At 38.0% G+C, this 12977-nt stretch carries 10 protein-coding genes; 8 read left to right on the forward strand and 2 right to left on the reverse strand.

Features of this window, described 5'->3' with window-relative positions; all coding sequences use genetic code 11:
• Positions 1-162: 162 nt before the first annotated feature.
• Entirely contained in the window at positions 163-3063 is a 2901-nt protein-coding gene (gene rapA / locus HSM_RS02345; RefSeq protein WP_012341296.1) for an RNA polymerase-associated protein RapA, read from the forward strand.
• 1 nt (position 3064) lies between these two features.
• Positions 3065-3730 carry a bifunctional tRNA pseudouridine(32) synthase/23S rRNA pseudouridine(746) synthase RluA gene (rluA, locus tag HSM_RS02350; protein ID WP_012341297.1) on the forward strand — a complete coding sequence of 222 codons (666 nt, stop codon included), beginning with the start codon at positions 3065-3067 and terminating at the stop codon, positions 3728-3730.
• Positions 3731-3792: 62 nt separating this feature from the next.
• Here rluA and HSM_RS02355 read toward each other — a convergent pair whose 3' ends face one another.
• Together HSM_RS02355 and ppa are read right to left on the reverse strand one after the other, a co-directional pair.
• Positions 3793-4557: a M48 family metallopeptidase gene (locus HSM_RS02355; RefSeq protein WP_012341298.1), complete on the reverse strand. Its 765-nt coding sequence runs from the start codon at positions 4555-4557 to the stop codon at positions 3793-3795.
• A gap of 58 nt (positions 4558-4615) precedes the next feature.
• A complete protein-coding gene (gene ppa, locus HSM_RS02360; protein WP_012341299.1) occupies positions 4616-5143 on the reverse strand; it encodes an inorganic diphosphatase in 528 nt (175 codons plus the stop codon).
• 171 nt (positions 5144-5314) lie between these two features.
• On the opposite strand from ppa, the gene HSM_RS02365 reads away from it, so the two are divergent.
• The 6 genes from HSM_RS02365 (at position 5315) to leuS (ending at position 12956) form a co-directional block, all read left to right on the forward strand.
• Positions 5315-6565, forward strand: coding sequence for an aromatic amino acid transporter (locus HSM_RS02365; RefSeq protein ID WP_012341300.1), 1251 nt, complete (start codon positions 5315-5317; stop codon positions 6563-6565).
• 159 nt (positions 6566-6724) lie between these two features.
• On the forward strand, positions 6725-7267 hold the full coding sequence (pyrR, locus tag HSM_RS02370) for a bifunctional pyr operon transcriptional regulator/uracil phosphoribosyltransferase PyrR (RefSeq protein WP_012341301.1): 543 nt from the start codon (positions 6725-6727) through the stop codon (positions 7265-7267).
• Between the two features lie 82 nt (positions 7268-7349).
• The gene (locus HSM_RS02375; protein WP_041604998.1) at positions 7350-8294 is read left to right on the forward strand and encodes a peptidylprolyl isomerase; all 945 of its coding nucleotides are present in this window, start codon (positions 7350-7352) and stop codon (positions 8292-8294) included.
• Between the two features lie 75 nt (positions 8295-8369).
• Positions 8370-9215, forward strand: coding sequence for a 16S rRNA (adenine(1518)-N(6)/adenine(1519)-N(6))-dimethyltransferase RsmA (gene rsmA, locus HSM_RS02380; RefSeq protein ID WP_011609705.1), 846 nt, complete (start codon positions 8370-8372; stop codon positions 9213-9215).
• A gap of 50 nt (positions 9216-9265) precedes the next feature.
• The gene (gene apaH, locus HSM_RS02385; RefSeq protein WP_012341303.1) at positions 9266-10087 is read left to right on the forward strand and encodes a bis(5'-nucleosyl)-tetraphosphatase (symmetrical) ApaH; all 822 of its coding nucleotides are present in this window, start codon (positions 9266-9268) and stop codon (positions 10085-10087) included.
• A gap of 286 nt (positions 10088-10373) precedes the next feature.
• A complete protein-coding gene (gene leuS / locus HSM_RS02390; protein ID WP_012341304.1) occupies positions 10374-12956 on the forward strand; it encodes a leucine--tRNA ligase in 2583 nt (860 codons plus the stop codon).
• The last annotated feature ends 21 nt before the right edge of the window (positions 12957-12977 follow it).

Here is a 12977-nt window from a genome sequence, read left to right on the forward strand (position 1 = left end):
TTTATCTGGAGAGCGGTGAAAAAAACAAAATTTTCACCGCTCTTTTTTCATTATTCAACCAACTAATTTTGCCGTGAAAATATTACTAATAACCACAACATTTTTAGAGAAATAAGGTAGAATACGCCCCTATTTATTTTTATAAAGAGCTTTGTTTTATTTATGTTATTTGCAATTGGTCAGCGTTGGATAAGTGAAAGTGAGAATAGTCTTGGTTTGGGTATTATTACGGGACAAGATAATCGTACCGTTACCATTTCTTTTCCCGCCTCGGATGAAATACGTATTTATGCTTTAGCAAGTGCCCCTTTAACTCGAGTATTGTTTCAAAAAGGTGATGAGATTACACACCAATTAGGTTGGAAAGCAAAAGTTGTTGATGTCATGATTCGCAATGAGTTGGCTTTTTATCTTGTGCAACGACTTGATAATAACGAAGAGATTGCTGTACAAGAAATGGAATTAGCTCACCAAATTTCTTTTAGTAAACCGCAGGATCGCTTATTTAGTACACAAATTGACCGCAATGAGCATTTTGTATTGCGTTACAAGGCACTAAAACACCAACAAGAACAATTTCAGTCCTCTTTAAGAGGATTAAGAGGAAATCGAGCCGGTCTGATTCCTCATCAATTACATATTGCACAAGAGGTAGGGCGACGTATCGCACCGAGGGTATTATTAGCCGATGAAGTCGGTTTGGGGAAAACGATTGAAGCGGGTATGATTTTACAGCAACAATTGCTTGCTGAAAAAGTTCAGCGAGTGCTAATTTTGGTGCCTGAAACTTTACAGCATCAGTGGCTTGTTGAAATGCTACGTCGTTTTAATTTGCATTTCTCTTTATTTGATGAAGAACGGTGTGCTGATTTTGATAATCCGGAAGATCATGTTGAAGCAAATCCTTTTGTTGCTGAAAACCTAATTATTTGTGCTTTAGATTGGCTTGTTCAACAACCGAAACGTGCAAAACAAGCCTTGGCGGGTGAGTTTGATTTATTGATTGTTGATGAGGCTCATCATCTCACTTGGTCGGAAGATTCGCCAAGCATAGCTTATGAATTGGTTATGCAATTAAGTGCGGTGATTCCTGCCGTATTATTATTAACGGCGACACCGGAGCAATTGGGGCAACAAAGTCATTTTGCCCGTTTGCATTTATTGGATCCTAATCGTTTTTATAGTTATCGGGCTTTTGAAAAAGAACAGCAACAATATCAACCTGTTGCTAAAGCAGTACAAAGTCTGTTATCAGAGCATATTTTAACAGTTGAAGAACAAAATCATTTAGCAGAATTACTTAGCGAGCAAGATATCGAGCCAATGCTCAAAGTGATTAATTCTCAAGCTGATACGGAACAAAAGCAGGTTGCTCGAGGAGAATTAATGAGTAATCTAATTGATCGTCATGGAACCGGTCGCTTGTTATTTCGCAATACAAGACAAGGTGTGCAAGGGTTTCCTCATCGTATTTATCATCAAATCAAATTAGATTTACCAACACAATATCAAAATGCGATTAATGTGTTGAAGATGTTGGGGGAAATAAAAGATCCTGAGTTATTTTATCCTGAGCAAATTTTCCAAAAAATGAATGCGGATGCAACTTGGTGGCGTTTTGATCCTAGAGTGGATTGGTTAATTCATTTAGTTAAGAGTTTACGTGAAGAAAAAATCTTAGTGATTTGTCAAGATGCGATAACAGCCACACAATTGGAGCAGGCATTGCGAGAGAAGGAAGGAATTCGTAGTGCGGTATTTCATGAGAATATGTCGATTATTGAACGAGATCGTGCCTCTGCATATTTTGCACAGCAAGAAGAGGGTGCACAGGTATTACTAAGTTCTTCAATCGGTTCGGAAGGTCGAAATTTTCAGTTTGCTTGTCATTTAGTGTTATTCCATTTGCCGAATAATCCCGATTTATTGGAACAATGTATTGGGCGGTTGGATCGTATAGGTCAACGTCGAGATATTCAAATTTATGTCCCTTGTTTTGCTGATACACCGCAAATTCGCTTGGCTCAATGGTACCATGAAGGTTTGAATGCATTTGAGGAAACCTGTCCAATGGGGGCTATTTTGCATGAAAAGTGCGGTGCAAAATTGACAGAATTTTTAACTTCAGACACAACGGACGATTTTCAGTCTTTTATTCAACAGACTCATCAGCAACAATTACAGCTAAAATCCGAATTGGAGCAAGGTCGAGATCGTTTATTGGAACTTAATTCCAATGGCGGTATCCAAGCCCAACAATTAGCAAATGACATCGCGATACAAGACGGTTCAACAGAGCTCATTGATTTCACATTGAACTTATTCGATATTATTGGTGTTGAGCAAGAAGATCTTGGCGAAAAATCTATTGTCATTAGCCCGACAGGAACGATGCTTGTCCCTGATTTTCCGGGTTTAAAAGAAGAAGGGGTTACTGTTACTTTTGATCGTGATTTAGCATTGGCTCGTGAAGAACTTGAGTTTCTTACTTGGGATCACCCAATTGTGCGTAATGGGATTGATTTAATCGTCAGTGGTGATATAGGTAAAAGTGCGGTGGCTTTATTGGTAAATAAACAATTACCGACCGGTACATTGCTACTTGAATTAGTTTATATAATTGAGAGCCAATCACCACGTGGATTACAGTTGACTCGCTTTTTACCTCCAACACCGCTACGTTTACTTCTTGATATTAAAGGGAATGATTTAAGTCATCAAATTTCTTTTCAGGGCTTGCAAAAACAACTGAAACCAATGGGTAAAAATATGGCAACAAAAGTCATTAAAATAATGCGTCCAGCGATTGAGCAATTAATTAAGCAAAGTGAAAAAAATGTAGTTGAGCCGGCTAAAATGATAATTGAACAAGCTAAACAACTGGCGGATCAATCATTGAGTGCGGAAATAAATCGATTATATGCGTTGCAGGCGGTCAATAAAAATATTCGTCCGGAGGAAATTGAACAGTTAGAAAGTCAGCGTACGTTATCTCTTGAATTGCTTAATCAAGCAAATTGGCGTTTAGACAGTTTACGGGTAATTGTGAGTAATAAGGAATAACATGGCATTAATTGATTATCGTCCCCCTTTAGAACCTTATTTGGACATTGTATATCGTGATGATCATATTCTTGTGGTGAATAAACCGAGCGGCTTGCTTTCTGTATCCGGTAATCAACCGCAATATTATGATAGTGCAATGTCGAGGGTAAAAGAAAAATATGGGTTTTGTGAGCCAGCACATCGTCTAGATATGGCAACAAGCGGCGTTTTGCTTTTTGCAATGAGTAAAATGGCAGATCGAGAGCTAAAACGCCAATTTCGTGAGCGTGAACCTAAAAAACATTATCAAGCACTGATTTGGGGACATTTAGCACAAGATACCGGCTCAGTGAATTTGCCGTTGATTTGTGATTGGGAGAATCGCCCAAGACAAAAAGTGTGTTTTGTTCATGGCAAAAGAGCGGTAACAAATTTTAAAGTTTTGCATCGGTTTGAAAATAATATCACTCAAGTCAGATTAACGCCTATTACCGGAAGATCCCATCAACTGCGTTTACATATGCTTGCATTAGGACACCCAATTTTAGGGGATAAATTCTATGCACATCCACAGGCAAAATCGCTTGCACCACGTTTGTGCTTACATGCAGAATTTTTACAAATAACTCATCCGCTTACAAAGAAAGTGATTCAGTTTAGAACACCGGCGGATTTTCCGATGTAAGTTGATCGCACAAAAAATCACCCCTTAATCCATATGATTGAGGGGTGTGTGTTCATAAGAAGTTATTGTCTATTTTTATAATATTCAATAGCTTGTGGCATTAATTTTAATAGATTCGCTTGGCGAACATCATCGGTGGGGTGAGTTGAGATGAGCTTATCCAGCAAACCTTTTGAACCCCCGGAGGCTTTTTTCATTTTTTCCCACAATTGTGGTGCTGCTTTAGGATTGTAGCCTGATTTTGCCATCAGGAATAAGCCTACTTCATCCGCCTCTTCTTCGGCACTACGTGAATAAGGTTTATTTAAGCCCCAATCCGCAGCAAGTCCGACAATCAGTCCACTTGCGTCAGTGCCAATTTTTGTTGATAAAGCAACATGAGCAACCTGTGCAACCACATTAGTGAACGTACCCAAATTCGCTTTTTTCTTACCATGTTCTTTTAACGCATGTGCCATTTCATGCCCCATTACTGTAGCAATTTCATCATCAGTTAATTTTAAGTTGTCAACTAATCCCGTATAAAACACCATTTTGCCTTCCGGCATCGCCCAAGCATTCATTTCTTTTGATTTGATAACATTTAATTGCCATGTAAAAACTTGCCCGGTGTTGTTTTCTTTATCTGCATAAGGATGCATTTTTTTAAAAATTTTATGTATACGTTTTGCCGTCGGTGAGCTTTTATCAACCACTCCTTTTGCTTCAGCTTGCCCGATTATCTGCACATAACTTGAGGCAGACTGTTGATTAATTGAAGATGAATCTGCACAAGCATTGAGCAGTAACACAGTAAATATGACAAAAATAATTTTTTTAATCGACATAATGATATTTAAACTGTTAATAAAAAACCGCCCTTTGAGTAAGAGCGGTTTTTAGAGATTATTTTTTAGCACGTTCGAATGATTCTAAAATTTCTTGGCGAGCTGCTTCAACGCCTTCCCAACCTTCTACTTTAACCCATTTACCTGCTTCCAATGCTTTATAGCTTTCAAAGAAGTGCTGGATTTGTGCTTTTAATAAAGCCGGTAGATCATCAACATCTTTAATATAATCATATTCTTTACTTAATTTTGTGTGCGGAACAGCTACAACTTTCGCATCGCCTCCCGCCTCATCTGTCATTTTTAATACACCAACTGGACGACAACGGATTACAGAACCCGGTTGTAACGGATATGGCGTTGGTACTAATACATCCACAGGATCACCATCAGAAGAAAGTGTATTATTTACATAACCATAGTTCGCCGGATAGAACATAGCGGTCGCCATAAAACGATCGACAAATAATGCCCCACTTTCTTTATCTACTTCGTACTTGATTGGATCTGAGTTTGCCGGAATTTCAATGACAACATAAATATCATCCGGTAACGCTTTACCGGCAGGTACATTTTCTAAACCCATTTTTCTTTTCCTTTTACATGTTATTGATGAATCAGGTTGGGGAATTATAGCGTTATTTCTAGGGAATTGTCGAGTTATCAACAAAGAATCTTCTTACTGAAAAAAGTATTGTAAAAAAGTTTTGAACTATTATAATAGTTCAAAATTTAATTTTCAAAATGAGGATCTATTATGACAAAAAAAATCCCTTCTTTATTTGGTGGTGCAATGATTATTGCCGGAGGAACTATCGGGGCAGGAATGTTAGCCAATCCTACTTCAACTGCGGGTGTATGGTTTTTAGGTTCAACATTAATCTTAATTTATACTTGGTTTTGTATGACAACATCAGGATTGATGTTACTTGAGGCAAATCTACATTATCCTACGGGTGCCAGTTTTGATACTATTGTCAAAGATTTATTAGGGAAAGGTTGGAATTTGATTAATGGTGTGTCTGTCGCATTTGTGCTTTATATTTTAACCTATGCTTATATCACTTCAGGCGGTGGGATTACGCAAGGTTTTTTTAATCAATTGTTAAGTAGTACAGAAAATGCGGTAGATATTGGGCGTAGTTCCGGATCGCTTATCTTTTGTATTGTGCTGGCAGGGTTTGTATGGTTTTCCACGAAAGCTGTTGATCGTTTCAGTGTGGTATTAATTGCAGGAATGGTCATTTCCTTTTTCCTCTCTATAACCAATCTTGTCGGTTCGGTAAATACAGAAGTATTGCTAAATGCTGTACAAGGTGAACAACAATATTTGCCTTATGCGTTGGTGGCGTTACCTGTTTGTTTGGTTTCTTTTGGCTTTCATCAAAATGTTCCCAGTTTGGTGAAATATTATGATCGCAATGCAAGTCAGGTTTTAAAAGCGATTTTCATAGGCACAGGCATTGCATTAGTGATTTATATCTTGTGGCAGTTGGCTATTCAGGGAAATTTACCAAGAGCTGAATTTATACCAGTCATTGAAAAGGGCGGTGATATTTCAGCATTATTAGACGCATTAAGTAAATACTTACAAACGGATTATATAGCACTTACACTGAAATTTTTTGCTTATATGGCAATTGCAAGTTCATTCTTAGGTGTAACGTTAGGGTTATTTGATTATATCGCTGATTTATTTAAATTTGATGATAGTGTTGCTGGACGCACTAAAACAGCGTTAATTACGTTTTTACCGCCATTATTATTGAGCTTACAATTTCCTTACGGCTTTGTATTAGCCATTGGTTATGCTGGTTTAGCGGCAACAATCTGGGCGGTAATTGTACCGGCTTTATTAGCGAAAGCCAGTCGTAAGAAATTCAAAAGTAGCAGTTTTACCGCTTACGGTGGAAATTTTATGATATATTTCGTCATCGCATTTGGTTTATTAAATATCCTCGCACAACTTGCAATGCAGTTCGGTTTTTTACCGGAGTTTAGAGGCTAAATAGCTTGAAAAAGTAAGAAAAATAATTATCTTGTTAACGTATGCTTTATTTGGCACCCACTGTGGATACGTGGGTGCTTTTCTGTAAATTTTCCTAGTATTAGCTTTGATTTGTTTGCTATAGTAGGCACAATTTTTAGGGAGTATTGTAGGACAAAAATGGCAGAAAAAATCATTATTGCTGAACATCAGTTTATGCGTACGATTTCTCGTATTTCCCATGAGATTATCGAAAAACATCAGTCGCTTGATGATATTGTGATTGTTGGCATTAAACGTCGAGGTGCTGAACTTGCCGAGTTAATAAAGCGAAAAATTATAGAGTTCAGTGGAATTGAATTGCCCTCTATTGATTTAGATATCACTTCTTACCGTGATGATTTAGAGTATGTGGATCAACAGCACCAGTTGCCTGTTTATAGTGGAGCATCCAATTATATTAATATCCAAAATAAAACGGTGATTTTAGTTGATGATGTGTTGTTTACTGGTCGTACCATTCGAGCCGCACTTGATGCTTTAGTTGATTTTGGTCGAGCGGCTAAAGTGGAATTAGTGATTTTTGTCGATCGTGGGCATAGAGAATTACCAATTCGTGCCGATTACGTCGGGAAAAATATTCCCACAAGTCGTAGTGAGCAAGTTCAGGTTCGCACAATGCAATTTGATGATCGTTATGAAGTTGCCTTGGTCACAAAATAACATTTGTGAACCTTTTGCAAAATTGCTACTCTAATGAACAAATTTACAAACGTCTTACGGAATGAAAAAGCGGAATAAAAAAATGAAAGTATTTAATTTCAAAGCAGTGTTGTTTTCAATAATTGGTCTACTTAGCATTACGATAACAGCACAGGCGGCTGAAAGGGTAGTGGCTACCGTTGATGGGAATCCTATTTTAGAAAGCCAAGTAAAAAAGGTGTTGGGAAAACGAGCAAATAATGAGGAAAATCGTCAAATAGCTTTGAATAGTATTATTGATGATTTACTAGTACAAAAAGCTATTCAAGAGTTAGGAATCAAGGTTGCTCCAGCACATGTAGATAGTGTTATCGAAAATATTGCCGCACAAAATGGATTAACCTTTGGACAGTTTCTTGATGTTTTAGATTATCAGGGCATTAATTATCAGGCGTATCGTCAACAGATTGCCTATCAGATTTTAATATCTGAAGTGCGTAATCAAGCTATTGGCAGTAGCGTGAATGTTACTCGTGAAGAAATTCAAGACTTAGGACTAAAACTATTTAAACAAGCGAAAAAACAAGGAAAAGAGAAAAAAGTAACCGCACCTGAATATAATGTACGGCATATTTTGTTAAAATTGAATCCTCTGCTGAATGATGCACAAGCCAAAGCAAAATTAACTCAAATTCGTGCAGATATTTTGGCGAATAAGATAACCTTTGCGGATGCCGCCTTGAAATATTCTAAAGATTATCTTTCCGGTGCAGATGGTGGAAGTTTAGGTTTTATGTTCCCTGAAGCTTATGTTCCAGAGTTTGCCAAGGTTATCCGAACATCTAAAAAAGGTGTGATTTCGACACCATTCAAAACAGAGTTTGGTTGGCATATTTTAGAAGTAACGGATATTCGCAATGCGGATATAACGAGAGAAGCTTATATGCAAGAAGCATATCAACAAATTGTGAATCAACAATTGCAAGAGGCATCAGGCGACTGGATAAAGGCTTTGCGTAAACGAGCACATATTCAATATTTTAATTAATTATGAGATCCCGACGCAAAGTCGGGATTTTTGTTTTATAATACCGCCAATTTTTTAGCATTCACACTTTCACTTATGAAGTCAAAAACACATTTAGGACATACTGCTCGTAAACGTTTTGGGCAAAATTTCTTGCATGACAATAATATTATTCAAAATATTGTGATGGCAATTTATCCACAAAAAGAACAATTTCTTGTTGAGATTGGTCCCGGTTTAGGTGCGTTGACTGAACCGGTTGCCGAAAAAGTAGAGCGTTTAACGGTTATTGAGTTGGATCGTGATCTTGCTGAACGTTTACGCCATCATCCATTTTTACATCAAAAATTAAATGTGATTGAATATGATGCAATGCAATTTAATTTTGAACAGCTTTATATTGATGAAAACTTGGCTGAGAAAAATCAGAAGTTACGTGTATTTGGTAACTTACCTTACAATATTTCAACACCTTTGATGTTTCATCTTTTCAAATATCATGCAATTATTCAAGATATGCACTTTATGTTGCAAAAAGAGGTCGTTAAACGTCTTTGTGCAGCACCAAACAGTAAAGCTTATGGTCGTTTAACTATCATGGCACAATATTTTTGCCAAGTATTACCGGTTTTAGAAGTTCCTCCGACCGCATTTAAACCTGCACCTAAAGTTGAATCGGCTGTTGTGCGTTTAATACCACATAAAGAATTACCTTATCCGGTGAAAGATTTGTACTGGTTAAATCGTGTGACTACACAAGCCTTTAACCAGCGTCGTAAAACTTTACGTAATGCTTTATCAACCTTATTTTCGGCGGAAAAATTAACCGCACTTGCAATTGATTTAGAGGCACGAGCCGAAAATTTATCTATTGCTGATTATGCAAGATTGGCAAATTATTTAGCGGATAATCCGCCAACAGAAGATCTGCAATCGGAGTAAAAATCCAAGACAAAACTGCAAGAGTTAAGATAATAATCAATGACAACATTATGGCAACTTATTTAGTCGGTGATTTACAAGGCTGTTATGACGAATTACAGCTTTTGTTAGAGACGGTTCAATTTAATCCTGTACAAGATAAACTTTATCTTGTTGGTGACTTAGTAGCACGAGGCGATAAATCCTTAGAATGTTTGCGTTTTGTAAAATCTTTAGGGGCGGCGGCACAAATGGTATTGGGCAATCACGATTTGCATCTGATTTCAACCGCACTTGGTATTAAAAAAGTAAGTTTACAAGACCATGTCGAAGCGATTTTTACAGCACCGGATTTTGTTGAATTAATTGATTGGTTGCGACATCAGCCTTTGCTTGTCCATGATGAAAAATGTGATTTTGTCATGAGTCATGCGGGCATTTCGCCTGACTGGGATTTGGATACCGCAAAATCTTGTGCAAGAGAAGTTGAAAATGAATTACAACATGGTGATTACCATTATTTAATCAGCAATATGTATGATAACCAACCTGATCGTTGGTCTGCCGATCTGCAAGGTTTGCAACGTTTACGTTATAGTATCAATGTATTTACTCGAATGCGTTTTTGCTACAGGGATCATCGCTTAGATTTCGCTTGTAAAGCGTCAGTAGAAAAAGCACCGCAAGAACTTATCCCTTGGTTTAACTTGGATAATCCGTTGTTTAAAGTACAAAATTTGGTTTTCGGACATTGGGCAAGTTTAGTGGATACACCGACACCGGCAAATATTTATGCCCTTGATACAGGTTGTGTTTGGGGTAACCGTATGACGATGTTACGGTGGGAAGATAAACAGTATTTTGTTCAAGGAGCATTGAAAGATTATTTTTAGAGTGGCAACAGTGCAATATTATGTCGTGTGCAATAATCTGAATAACAGAGAACTGTAGTGCGGTGCGGTTCATATAACAATATATGTTAAGTGTGCGGTTGTATTGTGAGTAACGATTTTTCCTTGTCGCCGCTCAAGAATTTCCCTGTTCATTTCTCTGGTTTTAGGCTATCCTATAGCACATTTTCTATATCCAATTTGCACCGCACTTTCCATTATGAATAAGTCTTTTAGTAAGGGGTTTAGCGGAAAAAGTGCGGTAATTTTTCATATAAAAGGTAATATTATGCAAGAACAATATCGTCCTGATCTTATCGAAGCAGACGTACAGAAATATTGGGCTGAAAAGAAAACATTCAAAGCCGTTAAAGATCCTTTCAAAGAAAAATATTATTGTCTTTCCATGTTTCCTTATCCTTCCGGTCGTTTACACATGGGGCATGTTCGTAACTATACCATTGGCGATGTTATCTCCCGTTATCAACGAATGAACGGTAAAAATGTTTTACAGCCTATGGGCTGGGATGCTTTTGGGTTGCCAGCAGAAGGTGCGGCAATTAAAAATAAAACCGCACCGGCAAAATGGACTTATGAAAATATCGAATACATGAAAAATCAGCTTAAAGTGTTGGGCTTCGGATTTGATTGGGATCGTGAAATTACCACTTGTAAACCTGAATATTATAAATGGGAGCAATGGTTTTTTACTGAGTTGTACAAAAAAGGATTGGTTTATAAAAAAACCTCAACAGTAAACTGGTGTCCGAATGATGAAACCGTTTTAGCAAATGAGCAAGTACATGAGGGGGGTTGTTGGCGTTGCGATACCCCTGTGGAGCAAAAAGAAATTCCGCAATGGTTTATTAAAATTACGGACTATGCTGAACAATTATTAAGTGATTTAGATCAGCTTCCTGAATGGCCGGATATGGTAAAAACTATGCAACGTAACTGGATAGGTCGCTCCGAAGGGGTTGAAATTACCTTTAACGTTGCTCATTCAGATCAAACCTTAACAGTTTATACAACTCGTCCGGATACTTTCTATGGTGTTTCTTATTTAGCGGTTGCAGCGGCACATCCGTTAGCTGAAAATGCGGCAAAAAATAATCCTGAATTGGCTGCTTTTATTCACGAGGCAAAAAATACCAAAGTGGCTGAAGCGGAACTTGCTACAATGGAGAAAAAAGGCATGGCAACAGGATTGTATGCAGTTCATCCGATGACAGGTAAACAGTTACCGATTTGGGTAGCAAATTTTGTGTTAATGCACTACGGTACAGGTGCGGTTATGGCAGTTCCTGCACATGATCAACGTGATTATGAATTTGCACAAAAATATCAATTGCCTTTATTCCCCGTGATTAAGCCGGCGGATAATTCTGCATGGGATTTTTCAAAACAGGCTTATACTGAGCATGGTATCACCATTAATTCTGCTGAGTTTGACGGTTTGGATTTTGAGGCAACCTTTAACGGTATTGCGGATAAACTTGAAAAAATCGGTGTAGGAAAACGCCAAGTAAACTATCGTTTACGTGACTGGGGAGTTTCCCGTCAACGTTATTGGGGAGCACCAATTCCAATGCTGACACTGGAAAATGGTGATGTTGTAGTTGCCCCATTACAGGACTTACCAATTGTTTTGCCGGAAGATGTAGTCATGGACGGAGTAAAAAGTCCGATTAAGGCTGATCCTGAATGGGCAAAAACCACTTATAACGGACAAGTAGCATTAAAAGAAACGGATACCTTTGATACTTTCATGGAATCTTCTTGGTACTATGCACGCTATACCTCTCCACAATATCAACAAGCGATGTTAGATGCAGATGAAACGAATTATTGGCTACCGGTGGATCAATATATTGGTGGCATTGAACATGCAACCATGCACCTATTATATTTCCGTTTCTTTCACAAATTGTTGCGAGATGCCGGTTTCGTAACTTCTGATGAGCCAAGCAAAAAATTACTGTGTCAAGGTATGGTACTTGCAGACGCATTTTATTACACCAGCCCAACCAATGAGCGTATTTGGGTATCGCCGACAAAAGTAACGTTAGAGCGTGATGAGAAAGGTCGTATTATCAAAGCTGTTGATGATGAAGGTCACGAGCTTGTTCACAGCGGTATGACCAAAATGTCTAAGTCCAAAAATAATGGTATTGATCCGCAAGAAATGGTGGAGAAATACGGTGCAGATACAGTCCGTTTATTTATGATGTTTGCTTCACCGGCAGAAATGACACTTGAATGGCAAGAGTCAGGAGTAGAGGGGGCAAATCGTTTCTTACGCCGCCTATGGAATTTAGTTTTTGAATACAATCAAAATCCGGCACAAACCGCATTAGATCCTACCGCTCTTTCAGTCGAACAAAAAGCATTGCGTCGTGAGGTACATAAAACTATTGCAAAAGTGAGCGATGATATTGGTCGTCGCCAAACATTCAATACCGCAATTGCGGCAATCATGGAATTAATGAATAAACTCACCAAAGCATCATTATCCAATGAGCAAGATCGTGCAGTAATGGCGGAAGCATTGAATGCCGTTGTGCGTATGCTTTATCCGATTACACCACATATTTGTTTCCAACTTTGGCAAGACTTAGGTAACGAAAGTGCGATTGATTTTGCACCTTGGGTGATAGCCGATGCTGAAGCTATGGTTGAAGATGAAAAATTGGTTGTGATACAAGTGAATGGTAAAGTTCGTGCTAAAGTAACCGTTCCTGCTGATATGTCGGAAGATGAAATTAAACAAGTTGCTTTAGCAGAAGAAAATGTACAAAAATTCTTGAATGGTTTAACTGTAGTTAAGACCATTTATGTACCGGGTAAATTATTTAGCTTTGTAGCAAAATAAGAAAACATAACCGCACGTGAA

The sequence above is a fragment of the Histophilus somni 2336 genome, assembly GCF_000019405.1.
Taxonomy (GTDB): domain Bacteria; phylum Pseudomonadota; class Gammaproteobacteria; order Enterobacterales; family Pasteurellaceae; genus Histophilus; species Histophilus somni.

What these genes read in the sequence shown, in the direction of transcription:
- apaH (WP_012341303.1), top strand. Translation starts at nt 9,266, where the DNA reads ATGGCAACTTATTTAGTCGGTGATTTACAAGGCTGTTATGACGAATTA.
- HSM_RS02375 (WP_041604998.1), top strand. Translation starts at nt 7,350, where the DNA reads ATGAAAGTATTTAATTTCAAAGCAGTGTTGTTTTCAATAATTGGTCTA.
- rsmA (WP_011609705.1), top strand. Translation starts at nt 8,370, where the DNA reads ATGAAGTCAAAAACACATTTAGGACATACTGCTCGTAAACGTTTTGGG.
- rapA (WP_012341296.1), top strand. Translation starts at nt 163, where the DNA reads ATGTTATTTGCAATTGGTCAGCGTTGGATAAGTGAAAGTGAGAATAGT.
- HSM_RS02355 (WP_012341298.1), bottom strand. Translation starts at nt 4,557, where the DNA reads ATGTCGATTAAAAAAATTATTTTTGTCATATTTACTGTGTTACTGCTC.
- ppa (WP_012341299.1), bottom strand. Translation starts at nt 5,143, where the DNA reads ATGGGTTTAGAAAATGTACCTGCCGGTAAAGCGTTACCGGATGATATT.
- leuS (WP_012341304.1), top strand. Translation starts at nt 10,374, where the DNA reads ATGCAAGAACAATATCGTCCTGATCTTATCGAAGCAGACGTACAGAAA.
- rluA (WP_012341297.1), top strand. Translation starts at nt 3,065, where the DNA reads ATGGCATTAATTGATTATCGTCCCCCTTTAGAACCTTATTTGGACATT.
- pyrR (WP_012341301.1), top strand. Translation starts at nt 6,725, where the DNA reads ATGGCAGAAAAAATCATTATTGCTGAACATCAGTTTATGCGTACGATT.
- HSM_RS02365 (WP_012341300.1), top strand. Translation starts at nt 5,315, where the DNA reads ATGACAAAAAAAATCCCTTCTTTATTTGGTGGTGCAATGATTATTGCC.